Source organism: Pseudomonas mangrovi (assembly GCF_003052585.1).
Classification (GTDB): Bacteria; Pseudomonadota; Gammaproteobacteria; order Pseudomonadales; family Pseudomonadaceae; genus Aquipseudomonas; species Aquipseudomonas mangrovi.
Genome location: NZ_QASN01000020.1, coordinates 491,524 through 507,063, shown reverse-complemented (window position 1 = coordinate 507,063; position 15,540 = coordinate 491,524). Strand labels below are relative to the sequence as shown.

Annotated in this window: 13 protein-coding genes; 3 read left to right on the top strand and 10 right to left on the bottom strand. The window is 64.7% G+C overall.

What is annotated here, in order from left to right:
• Position 1: 1 nt before the first annotated feature.
• Genes DBO85_RS15030 through DBO85_RS15020 form a run of 3 tightly spaced genes read right to left on the bottom strand, consistent with a single transcriptional unit; the run spans position 2 to position 3,863 of the window.
• Positions 2-1,993, bottom strand: coding sequence for a transglutaminase TgpA family protein (locus DBO85_RS15030; RefSeq protein ID WP_108108071.1), 1,992 nt, complete (start codon positions 1,991-1,993; stop codon positions 2-4).
• A complete protein-coding gene (locus DBO85_RS15025) occupies positions 1,990-2,949 on the bottom strand; it encodes a DUF58 domain-containing protein (protein WP_407681474.1) in 960 nt (319 codons plus the stop codon). Before DBO85_RS15025 ends, DBO85_RS15030 begins: the two co-directional genes overlap by 4 nt.
• Positions 2,946-3,863: an AAA family ATPase gene (locus DBO85_RS15020; RefSeq protein ID WP_108108070.1), complete on the bottom strand. Its 918-nt coding sequence runs from the start codon at positions 3,861-3,863 to the stop codon at positions 2,946-2,948. The genes DBO85_RS15025 and DBO85_RS15020 overlap by 4 nt, the downstream gene beginning before the upstream one ends.
• Before the next feature lie 150 nt (positions 3,864-4,013).
• Here DBO85_RS15020 and DBO85_RS15015 point away from each other — a divergent pair, with 150 nt between their 5' ends.
• The 3 genes from DBO85_RS15015 (at position 4,014) to DBO85_RS15005 (ending at position 8,246) form a co-directional block, all read left to right on the top strand.
• Positions 4,014-6,722 (top strand): cation-transporting P-type ATPase, encoded by a 2,709-nt coding sequence (locus tag DBO85_RS15015; protein WP_108108069.1) that lies wholly within the window; start codon positions 4,014-4,016, stop codon positions 6,720-6,722.
• A gap of 88 nt (positions 6,723-6,810) precedes the next feature.
• Positions 6,811-7,800 (top strand): patatin-like phospholipase family protein, encoded by a 990-nt coding sequence (locus tag DBO85_RS15010; protein WP_108108068.1) that lies wholly within the window; start codon positions 6,811-6,813, stop codon positions 7,798-7,800.
• A gap of 2 nt (positions 7,801-7,802) precedes the next feature.
• Positions 7,803-8,246 (top strand): thiol-disulfide oxidoreductase DCC family protein, encoded by a 444-nt coding sequence (locus tag DBO85_RS15005; protein ID WP_177429778.1) that lies wholly within the window; start codon positions 7,803-7,805, stop codon positions 8,244-8,246.
• A 319-nt stretch (positions 8,247-8,565) separates the two neighbouring features.
• Here the strand turns inward: DBO85_RS15005 and DBO85_RS15000 are convergent, their stop codons facing one another.
• The 7 genes from DBO85_RS15000 to DBO85_RS14970 all read right to left on the bottom strand — a co-directional run bounded on the left by DBO85_RS15000 (position 8,566) and on the right by DBO85_RS14970 (position 15,516).
• Positions 8,566-8,964, bottom strand: a complete 399-nt coding sequence (locus tag DBO85_RS15000) for a hypothetical protein (RefSeq protein WP_108108066.1) — start codon at positions 8,962-8,964, stop codon at positions 8,566-8,568.
• Positions 8,965-9,258: 294 nt separating this feature from the next.
• Entirely contained in the window at positions 9,259-9,843 is a 585-nt protein-coding gene (locus DBO85_RS14995; protein WP_108108065.1) for a hypothetical protein, read from the bottom strand.
• Positions 9,836-11,137 (bottom strand): hypothetical protein, encoded by a 1,302-nt coding sequence (locus DBO85_RS14990; RefSeq protein WP_146168214.1) that lies wholly within the window; start codon positions 11,135-11,137, stop codon positions 9,836-9,838. The genes DBO85_RS14995 and DBO85_RS14990 overlap by 8 nt, the downstream gene beginning before the upstream one ends.
• Before the next feature lie 81 nt (positions 11,138-11,218).
• Complete coding sequence (locus DBO85_RS14985) at positions 11,219-12,754, bottom strand: YdgA family protein (RefSeq protein WP_108108063.1); 1,536 nt, start codon at positions 12,752-12,754, stop codon at positions 11,219-11,221.
• Between the two features lie 52 nt (positions 12,755-12,806).
• Positions 12,807-13,883: an AI-2E family transporter gene (locus tag DBO85_RS14980; RefSeq protein ID WP_108108062.1), complete on the bottom strand. Its 1,077-nt coding sequence runs from the start codon at positions 13,881-13,883 to the stop codon at positions 12,807-12,809.
• Between the two features lie 163 nt (positions 13,884-14,046).
• Positions 14,047-14,850 carry a DUF4892 domain-containing protein gene (locus DBO85_RS14975; protein WP_108108061.1) on the bottom strand — a complete coding sequence of 268 codons (804 nt, stop codon included), beginning with the start codon at positions 14,848-14,850 and terminating at the stop codon, positions 14,047-14,049.
• 3 nt (positions 14,851-14,853) lie between these two features.
• Positions 14,854-15,516 (bottom strand): glutathione S-transferase family protein, encoded by a 663-nt coding sequence (locus DBO85_RS14970; RefSeq protein WP_108108060.1) that lies wholly within the window; start codon positions 15,514-15,516, stop codon positions 14,854-14,856.
• Positions 15,517-15,540 lie beyond the last annotated feature (24 nt).

Sequence of the window (15,540 nt, the reverse complement as noted above, 5' to 3'; positions counted from 1 at the left end):
TTCACTTTCCTCCACGACCGGGAAGCCGCCACGGCAAGGCGCGGCGCAAGCGCTTCAGGCTATGCCGCAGGACGCTCGGCGCCACACTGCGACCGGCATAGCACTGAGCCTGATAGAGACCGCTGAATGCGCGAATCTGTGCCGCCTGCGCCGGCAATTCCCGCGCTGCCCTGTCAGCGAAGCTGCGCGCGCCCTCGCCTGGCAGCCGGCGCAGCCCTTGCCGCGCCAATATGCGCTCGAACTGGGCATGCAGGCGTTGCGCAGGATCAAGGCCGTCGCGCCAGGGTTTGAGCAGCAGCAGCGCGAGCGCGCCGAGAAACAGCCCGCCACCAATCAGCAGCGCCAGAACCAGGCGCCATTGGAAGTCTTTGCCAAGCAGGCGCTCGAAAAGCCCCTGTTGCTGGGTCGCCTGATAGTTCAGGACCCAGTTCTGCCAGCCGTGATCGAGTTCATCCAGCGCCAGGCGCAACTGATTCAGCCAGCCGTACTGGCGATAGCGAAGCGGAGAGAACGGTGAATCCTCGAGAAAGCTCTGCTCCTCCGCTACTGCCGCTTCCAGGCCCAACTCGATCCGCTCTGGCGCGACCTGAAAGGTAGGGTCGACACTTATCCAGCCGCGTTGCGGGTGCCAGTACTCCACCCAGGCGTGCGCATCGAACTGGCGCACCTGCACGGTACGCGCGCCGGGCCCTGGTTCACCGCCCTGATAGCCCGCCACCACACGCGCAGGAATGCCTGCGGCACGCAGGACGAACACCATGGCACCGGCATAGTGAGCACAGAACCCGCGGCGTGTATCGAACAGAAAGGTGTCGATGGCGTTCTCGCCCAATACCGGCGGACGCAGCGTATAGACGAAGGGTTCGCGATTGAAATTAGCCAGTACTTCATTCACCAGCGCCTCAGGCTCCGGGTAGGCCTTGCGCAGTTGCTGTGCCCACAGTCGCGAACGCGCTTCGCCCTGCGAAGGCAACTGCAGCGCGCGGCGCAACTGCCAGGGACTGAGACTGCTGTCACGCACCGCTTCAGGCCAGGAAATCACATCGTAGAGTAGTGGTCGATCGATGGGCCGCTCACGCTGCAAGCGGTAGTCGCTCATCCGGTAGACCCCCGCCTCATCGCTCTCGGCAACATCCAGTGCAAAAAGCCAGGCCTGCTCGCTGGGCTGCATCAGCACGCTGTAACGCAAGGGCTCACCGCGCTTCTGCCAATCGACGCGCGACGCGGGCGTGGCGGCCTGGCTCCAGCGGCGTCCGTCAAAATGCTCCAGGGTCATCGCACGCCAGTAAAGCTCTGCGCGTGGTGGCGGCGTACCCGCGAATGTGGCTCGAAAAACCAGCTCGTCCGAGCGACTGAGTTCGGCAATATCGTTGGGACTCATGCTCTCGGACAGCCCGGTCTTACCGCGATCACTCGGCGTCGGCAGCGACCACAACGGTCCCATCCGCGGGAAGAAAACGAACAGCAGCAGCATCAGCGGCAATGCCTGCAGCATGATGCCGCCCGCCAGACGCAGGGTTGGCCAGGGCTTGGCCGCCTGCCCTTCGGACTGCAGGCCGATCATCGCCGCCAGCAGCACCGCCACTGGTAGCAGGCTGAACAGCGCAATCCCCGGCCCGGTTTCGAACAGGTAGGCCGTGACCACCACGAAGAAGCCGAGAAAGATCAGCACCAGCGCATCACGTCGGCTGCGCATCTCCACCAGCTTGAGAATGAACGCCGCCACCAGCAGCACCACGCCGGCATCCAGCCCGATCAGGCGGCCCCGCGACTGGTAGACGGCGAAGCCTGCGATCAGCATCAGAACGATTTTCACCAGCGCATTGGGATAGGCCGCGCGCATGCGGAAGATCTGGATGCGCCAGAGCGCGCAGCCAAGCCACAAGAGCACGATCCAGATCGGCAGATGACCTAGATGCGGCACGATGACCAGCGCCTGGGCGACCAGCAGCCAGCTCAATGCCGCGCGGGGAATGCCGGGAGTCGGAGTCATTCGACCAGCCCGTACAAGGCCAGCCTGCGCAGGCAGGCATCCCGGTGCGCATCGCCGATATCGGCGGGCAGCTGCGCGTCAGGCAGACGCAGGGCAAAGGGGCGCTCGCCACGCGAGAGTTCCAGAACCCAGTGGCAGAGCAGCGACAGGCGTTGCTCGACATCGCCACCCAGCGCTTCGAAATCCAGGCACAGGTCGCGCCCGGTCAATGCCGCAAAGTCCTTCACCAGCAGCCCCTGGCCCTTGGAGAAGGCCTTCCAGTGCAAACGTCGGCGTGAGTCCCCCGGCTGGAAATCCCGCAGCCCCTGGAAGTCGTCCACCCCCCGCCCGCGGGCCGCTTGCCCCTCCTCCTCTTCATCGCTGTGACCACTACTCAGCGGCAGATCGCCGGGAATCGGCTTCGGATAGACCAGCACCTTGAGCTCCAGATCAACCCAGCTCCAGGCGCGCAGCAGGCCCAGTGGAAAGCAGCTTTCCACCCGCAGGCGCCCCGGGCGCAACCAGCCGCGTCGCCGAGTCGGCAGGCTCAGTTCGCAGTCGCAGGCACCCTGTGCGGCAACATCGAACCACTGCAGTGGCTGCGGCGGCCAACCCAGGGCGACGGAGCGATGCTCGCGCGCCTCGCTCTGCAGGCGCACACGCAGGCAGGCCTGCTCGCCGAGAAATACCGGGGCGCCGCCAGCGGCCTGCAGACCAAGGCCGGCAAGATTTCGATAGGTATGCAGGATGGTGACGATGAACACCGAGCCGAGCAGGAACGTCAGACCGTAGGCCAGGCTGTTCTGGTAGTTGATCGCCGCCAGCAGCATCAGGATCAGCGCCCCGCCGAACGCCAGACCGACCCGACTCGGCAGGATGAACACGCGCCGGTTATCCAGCCGGACCCGGCTGGCAGGAGGAATGCGCCGCTCCAGCCAGCGCTGCCAGCGGGCCTGGAACAGTCGCTCGAGGATCAAAGGGCCGGCACCTCGCGCAGCAGCCACTGCACCAGGGCGCCACCACCGTGACTGCCCGGATCGGCCTGATCGCGCAATCGATGCCCCGCCACCGACGGCAGCACCGCCTGCACGTCCTCGGGAATCACGTAGTCGCGCCCTTCGAGAAACGCCCAGGCCCGCGCCGCACCGAGCAGCGCCAGACTGCCGCGCGGTGACAGCCCGAGACCGAACTGCGGCTGGCTGCGGGTGGCCTCGACCAGTCGCAGCACGTAGTCGACCAGCGCATCGCTGACCCGCACCGTCGCCACGGCGGCCTGCATGCTGGCCAGTTCGGCGTGGTCGAGCAGCGGCTGCATGCGCGGCAGCAGATCGCGTCGCGCCTCGCCGAGCAGCAGGGATTTTTCCGCCGCCCGCGCCGGATAGCCGAGCGACAGACGCATGAGAAAGCGATCCAGCTGCGATTCCGGCAGGGCGAAGGTACCGCCCTGGCTGGCGGGGTTCTGCGTGGCAATGACGAAGAACGGATCCGGCAGCGGTCGAGTGGCACCCTCAATGGTCACCTGACCCTCCTCCATGGCTTCGAGCAGCGCGCTCTGGCTCTTGGGCGTGGCACGGTTGATCTCGTCCGCCAGCACCAGCTCGGCAAAGATCGGCCCGGGATGGAAGATGAACTGTCCGCTGTCGCGGTCGAACACCGACGTGCCGAGGATATCGCCAGGCAACAGGTCGGAAGTGAACTGGATGCGCTGGTAGCTCAGCCCCAGCACCCGAGCCAACGCCTGGCTCAGGGTGGTCTTGCCCATCCCGGGCAGATCCTCGATCAGCAGATGCCCGCGCGCCAGCAGGCAGGCCAGGGCCAGACGCACCTGACCCTGCTTGCCCAGCACTACCTGATTGATGGTTGCCAGTACCTGATCCAGTCTGTTGCGCATCTGCTACTCCCCCTGGGTATCCGGCGATGCTACTGGCGCCACGGCCATAACGCCAAGCAACGGCAACCTTTGCTGACAATCTGTGAGACCGTGCACTTGCTGAAAAAGCCGTACTCTCAGTAGGGTTGAACCTTTTCCAAGGAGCTGCTCATGCAAAATCCCGACAGCCCCTGGCACGAACGGCCCGCGCAAGACTGCCTGACCAGCCTGCAGGCGAGTGGCGACGGGCTCGCTGCGCAAGAGGCCGAAGAACGCCTGCAACGCCATGGCGCCAACCTTCTTCCGCAGGCCCGCAAGCGCGCTCCGCTGCTGCGCTTTCTGCTGCAGTTCCACAACGTCCTGCTTTATCTGATGCTCGGTGCTTCGCTGATCACGGCGCTACTTGGGCACTGGGTCGATACCGGCGTCATCGCGGCCGCGATCCTGGTCAACGCGATCATCGGCTTCATCCAGGAAGGCCGTGCCGAGGCCGCACTGGACAGCATCAGACGCATGCTCTCCAGCCGGGCCACCGTGCTGCGCGATGGTCAGCGTCAGGAGATGGATGCAGCTCGGCTGGTTCCTGGCGACATCGTCCTGCTCGCCTCCGGCGACAAGGTGCCGGCGGATCTGCGCCTGCTGGACACCCGCAACCTGAAGATCGAGGAGGCCGCGCTGACCGGCGAGTCCCTCGCCAGCGAGAAAACCAGCGACCCGGCGGCCAAGGACGCGCCGCTCGGTGACCGCTACTGCATGGCCTACTCCGGCACTCTGGTGGTCTACGGCCAGGGCACCGGACTGGTCGTCGCAACCGGCAGCCAGACCGAGCTGGGTCGAATCAACAGCATGCTGGCCAAAGTGCCGGCGATCTCCACGCCGCTGCTGCGCCAGATCGACCGTTTCGGCCGCTGGCTGGCACTGGTAATCCTGCTGATGGTCGCCGCCACCTACGCCCTCGGCACGCTCTGGCGCGGCAACGATCCGGGCGAGATGTTCCTGATGGCGGTTGCCCTGACCGCTGCTGCGATACCCGAAGGGCTGCCGGCGCTGATGACGGTGATGCTGGCCCTCGGCGTACAACGCATGGCCCGTCACCACGCCATCGTGCGGCGCCTGCCAGCGGTGGAGACACTCGGTTCGGTGACGGTGATCTGCTCGGACAAGACCGGCACCCTGACCCGCAACGAGATGACCGTGCAGAGACTGATCTGCGCCGATCAACAGGTCCAGATTGACGGCGTCGGCTACGCCCCGCTCGGCGCGTTCAGCTGCGATGCCCAGCCTCTGGATCCGGCCAGCAGCCCGCTTCTGCTCGATGCCTGCCGTGCCGGGCTGCTATGCAACAACGCGCGCCTGTTGCAGGAGGCAGACGGCTGGCGCATAGAAGGCGATCCCACCGAAGGCGCGCTGCTGGTGCTGGCGGCCAAGGCCGGACTGCAGCTGGCGGACGAGGAGCGCCTGCTCCCACGGATAGACAGCATTCCCTTCGAGTCCGAGCACCGCTTCACCGCCAGTCTGCATGCTGCAAAGGATGGTAGTCGGCAAATCTTCGTGGTCGGCGCGCCCGAGCGCATCCTCGAAATGTGTACCAGCCATAGCGCCGGGAATGGCGAGCAGCCGGTCGATCCCGACTTCTGGCGGCGCCGCTTCGCCGACGTCGCTGCGCATGGGCTGCGCATGCTGGCCATCGCCACGCGAGCGGCACCGCCGGATCAGCAGCGACTGGATTTTTCGGACATGCAGTCCGGCTTCCGTCTGCTTGCACTGGTCGGCATCATCGACCCGCCCCGCGAGGAAGCCATCGCCGCGGTTGCCGAATGTCACGCGGCCGGCATCCGGGTGAAGATGATCACCGGCGACCACGCCGAGACCGCACGCATCATCGCCGCGCAACTGGGCATCGGCATCGGCAAACCCGCCCTGACCGGTGCCGAGCTGGCACTGATGAGTGAAGAGGAACTGCGCAAGCTGGTGCTCGAGATCGACGTCTTCGCCCGCACCAGCCCCGAACACAAACTGCGTCTGGTGCGGGCGCTGCAGGCCTGCGGCGAGGTGGTGGCGATGACCGGCGACGGCGTCAACGATGCGCCCACGCTCAAGTGTGCCGATGTTGGCGTCGCCATGGGCCACAAGGGTACCGAGGCAGCCAAGGAAGCCGCCGCCATGGTGCTCACCGACGACAACTTCGCCACCATCAGCAACGCCGTTCGCGAAGGCCGGGCGATCTACGACAACATCCGCAAGTCGATCCTGTTCATGCTGCCCACCAACGGCGGCCAGGTGCTGATCGTCATCGCCGCCATCGTGCTGCAGCTGGCGCTGCCGCTGACCCCGGCACAGGTCCTCTGGATCAACATGGTCACCTCCTGCACCCTGGGCCTGGCGCTGATCGCCGAGCCGGCCGAGTCCGGCCTGATGAGCCGCCCACCGCGAGCGCCTGGCGCGCCCCTGCTCACCCGCCTGCTGGTCTGGCGGCTGGTGCTGATCTCATTGCTGATGGCCGGCTGCGGCCTGGGTCTGTTCCTCTGGGAACTGCAGCGCGGCACCAGCCTGGAAACCGCGCGGACCATGACAGTCAACACCATAGTGCTGGCCGAGATGGCCTATCTGTTCAGCAGCCGACACCTGTTCGCCTCGGTGCTCAACCGCGAGGGGTTCCTTGGCAATCCGTGGGTCGTTCTCACGGTCCTGGTGTGCCTGGGGCTGCAGCTGCTGTTCACCTACAGCCCGCTGCTGCAACGCCTGTTCGGCTCCGCCCCGCTGGACGCCGACGAATGGTTCAGGGCCGCCGCAGCTGCCCTGATAGTGCTGCTCGGCGCGGAGCTGGAGAAAGGACTCGTCCGTCGCCAGCGACTGCGCCTTTCCGCACGCGAGGACTGAAGCGCTGGCGATGCCCGCTCGCCGCGCGTAGGCTTTGCCCCTGCGCGCAGCGACGGCGCGCTCAAGGACGGAGCTTTGGGGGAAAGAGATGAGCAAACGGGTAGCGCTGGTACTGGGCTCGGGGGGCGCACGCGGTTACGCCCACATCGGGGTTATCGAGGAGCTGGAAGCACGCGGCTACGAGATCGGCTGCATCGCCGGCTGCTCGATGGGTGCGGTGATCGGCGGGGTCTATGCGGCCGGCAAACTGCCGGACTATCGCGCCTGGATCGAAAGCCTGGACTATCTCGACGTACTGCGTCTGCTCGATGTCAGCTTCCGCCTCGGCGCGATCCGCGGCGAGAAGGTGTTCGGCAAGATCCGCGAGATGGTCGGCGACATCACTATCGAGGAGCTTTCGATCCCCTTCACTGCAGTGGCTACCGACCTGACCAACCAGCAAGAAATCTGGTTCCAGGAAGGCTGCCTGCACCAGGCCATGCGCGCGTCCGCCGCCATTCCCAGCCTGTTCACCCCTGTGGTGCAGGGCAACCGCATGCTGGTCGACGGCGGCCTGCTCAACCCGCTGCCGATCGTCCCCGTGGTGTCTTCGCACTGCGACCTGATAGTCGCGGTCAACCTCAACTCGACCAACCAGAAGCAGTACCACCTGCCAGTAGTCGAGCGTCCGTTGCCGCTGAAGAGCCGTCTTGACCAATTGATGGGTTCGATCAGCGCCAAGCTGCCATTCATGCGCCGCGACGGCGAGCCGGTACTGCTCGACGAGCACGGCGCCCCGCTGCTGCTGGAGACCGACGCCGACACCGATGCCAGCAAGCAGGCAGCACCCGCCTCGGCAACCGGCTCCAAGGTCACCGGCATCATCGGGCCGGCGTCCCTGCTGGAGCTGGTCAACCAGAGCTTCGAGGTCATGCAGACCTCGCTGGCGCAGTACAAGATCGCCGGCTACCCGCCGGATGTACTGATCAACGTGCCCAAGCGGGTCTGCCGCTTCTTCGAGTTCTACAAGGCTCAGGAACTGATCGTGCTCGGCCGCCAGATCGCCAGCGACACGCTGGACAAGTACGAGCAGGACTGAACATGGCCGCGCTGCCGCCAGGCGTAAGGGCAGAAGACCGGGTCGTGCTGTTCGACGGGGTCTGCCGTCTGTGTGCCGGTTGGGTGCGCTTCCTGCTCAGGCATGACCGCGAACGCCGCTTCCTGCTCTGCAGCGTGCAGTCCGCCGAAGGCCAGGCGATCCTGCAACACTTCGGCCTGCCCACCGACCGGTTTGACAGCATGCTGCTGGTCGAAGGCCCGCACGCTCACTACCGGAGCGACGCCTTCCTGCGCATCGTCCGCGATCTGCCTGGCGCCTGGCGGCTGCTCGCTGGCCTTCGCGTCATCCCCCGGCCCCTGCGCGACTGGTGCTACGAGCGCATCGCGCTGAACCGCTATCGCCTGTTCGGGCGCAACGCGCAGTGCCTGCTGCCGATGCCTGAGCATGCTGGACGATTTCTACCGAACGACCGCGAGGGCGGTTGAGCGCATGGTAAGGGATGCCTCGGCGTGCAGGGTCTCCATCCGTAGGGTGGATGACGCCTTGTTCATGCACCGGGATCGTCTGGTGGATGGATAAAGCGCCATCCACCCTACGGTCTGAAATCTCGCAGACACCCTGCGCACCAAACCAACCCTCATCCGGCGCTGCGCACCACCTTCTCCCGGAGGGAGAAGGACGCTGTGGGACGATGGCGCGGTGCGGTTCCGCGCAGCGTCGAGCAAGCGCGGCCTTTCCCTCTCCATCGCGAGAGGGTGCCGAAGGCGGGTGAGGGATGTCCCTGGCAACTCGCGGCAACTCCGATCAGGCATCGCGCAACAGATCCTGCGCGTTGAGCAATGCCCAGGCGATCTGCGGCGTGCGCTCCATGCCGCGGCGGATGGAACGCACGATTGCCTGACGGGACTTGCGACACAGTCCCGGCAGCGGCGCCACCTCGATCTCGATACCGCGCATGCTGCGCACCTCGTTGAAACCCGGCTCAACCTGCACGCGAATGCCGAGCTGAGCCTGCATGCGCTGCTGCATATGCTGCAGATCCTCAAGACTCTCGAGCCGCTCCAGACGCTCCAGCAGGCGCCGCTCCTCGATTCGGGTCAGCAGCAACAGACGTTGGTCCGCCTGCGCGTCGCTCAGCCAGCTGTCCAGTTGGCAGTCGCAAAGGTCGGTGGGGCAACGGGTGCGGGAGAGCGGAAGGTTCATGGCAGCAGATCATAGCCAATCGCAGCGCTCCGATTGGAAGCACAGAACGATTTGGCCAGTTTCAGTACCAAGCACTGCCCGGCTCACCAACGGCGGATTACGCCGCGTTGCGGCTAATCCGCCCTATAGGAAGCGAAGACAACCGTGTGGGGCGCGATAAGCGCAGCGCGTTGCGCCGTGGTTCGGCGCCAGAGCGCGGCTCGAACCACAAAGTCGTAACGTCCGCGCCTGCCCAGACAGCAAAGTCGGATTACGCCACCCGCCCCACGTTGGTCAGGGCCTTGCTGACACCCCTCAGCGCCACAGATTCGAGCACTTGGCCGGATCATTCAGCGATGGCGAACAGGGCAGCAGGCAGGCAGGCCGCTTAAAGCGGACACTTATCTGCAGCGGCGTGCCGCCTTGCTGATCGAGGGTGTAATCGTTGAGGCAGCTCTGCCCTTCGATGAAACGGAAGAGAAACGTCTGTCCGCCATGAATCTGCGCATTGGGGAAACGCAGCCTGAGGTCATGCGGACCGTCCCAGCCACGCTTGTGCGGTATGGCAAAGCGCCAATGACCATCGCCAAGGGTCTGGCCTTCGATAGTCAGCGCCGAGTAGTCCTCGCCGACCTGCATGGTCGGGTAGACGATGGCAAAGACATAGGTACCGGCAACCCCCATCTCGGGGTCCAGCACCTTGCGGTAGAAGGAGCCTTTCAACGTTGGTGGATTGCGTTGCTCACGCGGGAAACGGACCTCAAGGCTGCCCAGGCTCTGCTGCGGATCGAACTGTTCACTGGGGATGTCCGGCACGTACTCGTAGGAACGGCAACCGGCCAGCACGGCCAGCGCCGAGAGGAGCACGGGCCCGCGAAGAAGGCGCAGCGAGTCAGTCATGGTGGCACTCCACGCAGTAGATATCACCGTGGTCTGCCACCTCGATCGCCAGGGTCGAGGGATCGGCGGTGGTGTGGAAACGTACGAAGACCTTTACCGCCCCGCCGCGAATCACGTGGTAGTCGGCATTGAGCGGTTCCATGCGTAGCCCGCGAGAAGCGAAGTGGCGGGTCATGGCGGTCAGGGCGGCCGGCTTGTCCTGACGGGTGTAGAGCAGTGGCTTGAGACGCCAGTCGGACAAGCCGAAGGCTTCGACGCGAACCCCCAGCAGCTGGTGCGGCCTGGTGAGCTCGAAGGCCAGTGGCAGCGGATTGTCGAGGAAGTACAGCGGCCCGCAGTTGCACGGCTGCCTCAATCTGGGGTCGTTGCTGGGCAGTACGCGGAACCCCGGGTGCCCGGCGCGGAAGTTCTTCCAGGCCGGAGGCTTTCCGGTCAGCACCAGTTGCGCGTAGTAGCCCTGCAGAAAGCGCGCGAAATCGGTCGAAAGCGGTTCAGGCTCGGTTGTCTTGCCGAATCCACGCAGATGCCACTGGCCATCCTTGCGGTACCAGCTGACGCTGTCGTTGAGCCACTGGTAGTTGGCGTAGGGCTCGAACAGCCCGAACTGGGAGCCGTGGTCGTAGCGTCCGGTCTGTGCCAGGCGGCGACCTTCGCGACTGACCTGCTCGCGCGCGGCAGTCAGGGTCTTCGGGTCCGGCCAGAGCATTCCGACCAGGCCCTGCCCGGGCTCGATCAACACCACCGGCCCGTAGGCCTGGCGCGAGACCAGGCGACTCTGGTCCGGCGCCACCAGCAGCAGCCCTTCCCGAGCATAGGGCGGTAGCGAATAGCGGCGCAGCTCGCCGCTGGAGTCCGACAGCACCGCGGCAATCTGCGGAAAGACCCGTAGATCCGGGTTGCTCTGCGGCCAGCCGAGCGTGGCGAAAGTGCTGAGCTGTGTGGAAAGAGGCACGCCGGTCTCGTGGATGCGGATCAGCTGTGTGCCGGGCTTGAAGTAGTCGGTACTGAGGGCTTCCTTGCCGATACCGATTGCCAGCATGGATCGCTGGTCTCCCAGCAGGTAGAAGCGCGAATTGCGCTGGTACCAGTCACCCACCGGCTGCAGTTGCTTGCCGCGATAGGCAAAGCGCGCGCCGCGATCGAGAAAGGCCTCGACCTCGGCCGCCTGCATGGGGCGGCCGAAGCCACCAATCTCCAGCCCGTGCGCCGGCATCGCCAGCAGTGACGGGCTGCACCCACCGACGACCAGCGCAATGGCGCAGGCGCGCAGGGCCATCGTCATTCCCTTGTGCATCGAATCATTCCCGTGCCGCAAAAAAAAACGGCGGGCAGGCGCAAATGCCTGGCCGCCGTGATGGACGGATGAAGCAGGCGCTTATTCGGCGCCTTCCTCGTCGTAGCCGCCGTCTTCGGCTTCTTCCTCGGCCTGATCTTCCTCGTAGTACTGGCTATCGTCCGGCGCAGCCATGCCGCCCGGCGCCATCATCGCCAGCATCCCGGCGAACTGCTCCACCGGCATCACCTGGCCGTTGAAGTCGACCTGACCGTTGGCATAGTTGAGGTTGGAGACGATGTTGTCGCCTTCGAGCTTGCCCAGCTGCATGGCGCCGGCCATCTCGCCGGCCATTTCGGCCATCATCTTGGCTTCCATGGCGACTGCCTGCGGATCGGCGTCCGGCTCGAAAAGCACCTTGTAGCCGACCACGTCGCTGATCATCGGCTTGGCCACGACCAGGCGCGCGTCAAGACTGGACAGCAGTTGTTTGACCAGTTCTTCGGGCGGCAGCTCGAGGGACTGCGGCTTGGCCAGCGCCAGCTTGAGACTGAAGCTGCTCTCGCCGTTGGCGGTCTTGAACGACAGGTTGTCGAGGGCGATTTTCGGGTTGCCGGCCAGCAGCGTATCGATAGCAGCCATCAGTTGCGCACGCTCCTCCTCGGTCGGCTCGGTATCGGCCAGACCGGTTTGCAGGCGCACGGCGTAGGCGTTGTACAGATCCATCAGACTCTTGACCGCAACGGCGTCCAGATCGGCAACGCTCCAGTCCATGCGGGTCGAGCCCAGCGGCTTGCCGGCGTAGGTGACCTCGCCTACCTCGTAGTTGAGTGTCCCGGCCAGCTTGTCGCCGGACTGGGTCATGCTGTCCTTCTGCACGATGCGATGCAGCACCACCGGCTGAATCTCGGAACCGCTGACCTCGAGGCTGTCGAGGCTGAAGTTGCCTTCGCCCAGGTAAACACCGGAGCTGCTGCGCTCACGATCACTGGCGATATTCATGCCCTTGAGCTGGACAGTGGCCGCATTGGGGCCCTGTACCTTGACCAGAATGCTCTCGACGTTGCCGTCGATCTTCATCTCGCTGGCGTCCTCGGTAGCCGCGAAGTCACCCTTGAAACCGGAAAATTCAAAGCTGCCCTTGCCTTCTTCGATGAAGGTCAGCGGCGCGACTATTACCTGGCCACTGGTGCTGCGATCAAAGCCAATGGAGCCTTCTGCAACCACCGGGTCTACGCCACCGCTCATCTTGAACAGCGGCTCGAGCAGTGCGTTCTGCTCCAGGCGCGCGTTGCTGTGCGCCAGCACCGGGACCAGCTGCAGGCGCTTCAGGCGCGACAGCGGTAGCGGACCGTGTTCGATGTGATCCAGCACGATGATCTCGGAAGCCGCCAGGTCCTCGCCCAGCTCGCCCAGCTCGATACGGTAGCGTGCATCGCTGCTCCAGAAACCGCGATCAAGGGAGACCAGCTCCAGTTTCAGACCCATGCCGGGCAATTGCTGGGCGATCTGCTCGTTGCTCTTGGCCACCGCATCGTTGATGACGCCTTCCAGCTGGGTACCGGTGTACCAGGCACCACCGGTAGCGGCGGCCCCTACGGCTAGCAGAACGGCAATGGCTATCCCTGTCTTTTTCATGTGTCAGCTCTTCTGTGTTGTGTGGTGTTGCAGGAGTTTGTCGCGGCCGGGTTCAGCCCTGCCCTTGCGGGTTGGAATCGTCGCTGCGTGAAGGCGCAACGTCGGACGCGACCCAGTCGTTGAGCAGGCTGTAGGCAACAGCCAAGAGGGTCGGACCAAGAAACAAGCCCATGAATCCGAATGCCAGGATGCCGCCGAACACGCCGAGCAGCACCACGACCAGCGGCAGGTTGCCGCCGCGACTGATCAGGTAGGGCTTGAGCACGTTGTCCACGCCACTGATGACGAAAGTGCCCCAGGCGCCGAGAAAAATCGCGTAACCGTAGTCGCCCTGGATCACCAGCCAGATCACCGCCGGCACCCAGACCAGCGGCGGCCCCATGGGAATCAGGCTGAGCATGAAGGTCAGCAGGCCGAGCACCAGAGCGCCCGGCACGCCAGCAATCAGGAAACCGATGAACGCCAGCAGGCCCTGCGCTGCAGCCGTACCTATGACCCCGTTGACCACCCGCTGCACGGTGCCGGCAACCAGTTCGAGGTAATGTCCGGCGCGATCACCGATCAGCCGCTGCAGCATACGGTGCACCAGCGCTGCCAGACGCGGACCATCACGATAGAAGAAGAACACCAGCACCAGGCTCAGAGCCAGCTCGAGCATGCCGGCACCGATGCGCGCGCTGCGCGCCAGCAGCCAGTTGCCGACCTGCCCCACGTAGGGCTTGAGCGAAGCGAAGAAGGCTGCACCCTGCTGATCGACCAGCGCCCACAGGCTTGCCAGGCGCTCGCCCACCAGCGGCAGGCCGACCATCCACTCCGGCGGGGACGGCAGACCGTCCACCTGCACCTCGCGGATGAACAGATTGACGTCACGGATATGGTCGGCAATGTTGAAGCCCAGCAGCACCAGCGGCACCGCAACCAGCAGCATCCAGCCTGCGGTCAGCAGGCTGGCGGCAGTCGTCGTGCGGCCGTTGAGCAGGCGGGTCAGGATACGCATCAGCGGCCAGCTGGCAAAAGCCAGTACCGCGGCCCAGAACAGGGCGGACCAGAATGGCGCGAGAACCCAGAGACAGGCACCCAGCAGACCCAGCAACAGGATCTGGACCAGCAACCGGTCGTTCTCGAACATCCACTGCACTCCGTGCAAGACAACTGGCCAGAGAGACTGAAATGAAAAATCTCAGCGCGGTCTCACTGGCACGGCAAAAAAAGGCAGTAGAGGATGCCTGCAATGGTGGTCGCTCACAAGCGCCGACTGCTGGCAATTGGCCCGCCGTCGGCGAAGTTGCGAATCAGCGCACTCTGCTCAGGACCAGCTCGCCACTGAGCGCGTCTTCCGCCTCCAGCCGTGCCGCCCGCACACCTGCCGCGGCCAGTGCATCTCGCCAGACTGATGCCTGGGGCCCGCGCAGCAGCACACGCAGGGTGATGTCCTGATTGAGCGTTCGTGCCAACAACTCGACCCAGTCCTGGGGTGGCGTCGCGGCAGAGCCCAGGGGCAATGCCTCACCCGCACGCAGCAGCCGCAACAGGGTTGCCGGTACCGGCAGCAGCTCGTCGAGGGGATCTTTAAGTTCCAGCTGTTCGGCAAGCAGGTAGGCCCGCCGGTTGCCACGGGTGACCGCGTACAGGGCCAGCACACGGTCATCTGCATCGGTTTTCAGACGCAGCAGGGCGTAGGCCTGCTGATCATCACCGCCATTGAGCTGTGCGTTGGCGAAGACGGTATTGGCCCAGAGTGCGCTTGAACCACACTCACGGCCTTCGCACCAGTAAAGCAGCGCGGCGCCATCGGCACGCAGCGCTTCGCGTGCCTGAGCAAAGGCTTCCAGATGCGAATGCCCCGTCGGCAGCGCGTAGGTCACCGAGGTTTGCCGCCCGACCACATTGAGCTCACGCTCATAGCGCAACCGGCCGCTGAGGCGACGCACAGAACCCAGCGGATACAGTCTCTCGACCTCCTCGACCACCCGGTAATCACTTATCTGGGCGCGCGGAAAGCGCTCGAGCAGCTCCAGATCACGGCTCCCGGCCACATCCGCAGCCAGGCTCAGCGAGCTGAAAAAGCCCAGAAGGGTAATCGCGATCAGACGCATGATTCAGCGCACCAGCATGGATTGAGCGGTACTGACCAGACGCGACTCATCGCCCTCGCGCAGCGGAACCTGCAAGCCACGCTGCACCGCCGGACGCGCGTCGATCTGCTGCATCCAGCGCTGCAGATGCTCCAGACCATCCAGACTCACACCGGCCCAGTCATGCACTCTTACCCAGGGAAAGGTCGCGATATCGGCAATGCCATAGTCGCCGGCAAGGTACTCGACGCTAGCCAGTCGGCCGTCGAGCACCTCGTAGAGGCGGCGGGTTTCGTTCTGATAACGCTCGGTGACGGAAGCGATGCGCTCGGGGAAATAGCGCAGAAAGACATTCGCCTGCCCCTGCATCGGCCCGACACCACCCATCTGGAACATCAGCCACTGCAGGGCGACCGAACGTTGCCGCGGATCCTGCGGCAACAACCGACCGGTTTTTTCCGCCAGATAGATCAGAATCGCACCGGACTCGAACACGGTGAAATCGTCATTGTCGTGATCAACGATCGCCGGAATGCGACCGTTGGGGTTGATCCGCAGGTAGTCCGCGGACTTCTGCTCCTTGCGCTCGAAGCTCAGGCAATTCACCCGGTATGGCAGCCCCAGCTCTTCAAGCGCGATGGAAACCTTGTGGCCGTTGGGTGTGGCGGCAGTATAGAGATCGATCATCCAGCCCTCCTCTGACAATCGCGC

Coding starts and splice junctions, on each gene's coding strand:
- DBO85_RS14995 (WP_108108065.1), bottom strand. CDS start 9,843: ATGACTGACTCGCTGCGCCTTCTTCGCGGGCCCGTGCTCCTCTCGGCG.
- DBO85_RS14970 (WP_108108060.1), bottom strand. CDS start 15,516: ATGATCGATCTCTATACTGCCGCCACACCCAACGGCCACAAGGTTTCC.
- DBO85_RS15020 (WP_108108070.1), bottom strand. CDS start 3,863: ATGCGCAACAGACTGGATCAGGTACTGGCAACCATCAATCAGGTAGTG.
- DBO85_RS15010 (WP_108108068.1), top strand. CDS start 6,811: ATGAGCAAACGGGTAGCGCTGGTACTGGGCTCGGGGGGCGCACGCGGT.
- DBO85_RS15015 (WP_108108069.1), top strand. CDS start 4,014: ATGCAAAATCCCGACAGCCCCTGGCACGAACGGCCCGCGCAAGACTGC.
- DBO85_RS15005 (WP_177429778.1), top strand. CDS start 7,803: ATGGCCGCGCTGCCGCCAGGCGTAAGGGCAGAAGACCGGGTCGTGCTG.
- DBO85_RS14975 (WP_108108061.1), bottom strand. CDS start 14,850: ATGCGTCTGATCGCGATTACCCTTCTGGGCTTTTTCAGCTCGCTGAGC.
- DBO85_RS14985 (WP_108108063.1), bottom strand. CDS start 12,754: ATGAAAAAGACAGGGATAGCCATTGCCGTTCTGCTAGCCGTAGGGGCC.
- DBO85_RS15000 (WP_108108066.1), bottom strand. CDS start 8,964: ATGAACCTTCCGCTCTCCCGCACCCGTTGCCCCACCGACCTTTGCGAC.
- DBO85_RS14980 (WP_108108062.1), bottom strand. CDS start 13,883: ATGTTCGAGAACGACCGGTTGCTGGTCCAGATCCTGTTGCTGGGTCTG.
- DBO85_RS14990 (WP_146168214.1), bottom strand. CDS start 11,137: ATGCACAAGGGAATGACGATGGCCCTGCGCGCCTGCGCCATTGCGCTG.
- DBO85_RS15030 (WP_108108071.1), bottom strand. CDS start 1,993: ATGACTCCGACTCCCGGCATTCCCCGCGCGGCATTGAGCTGGCTGCTG.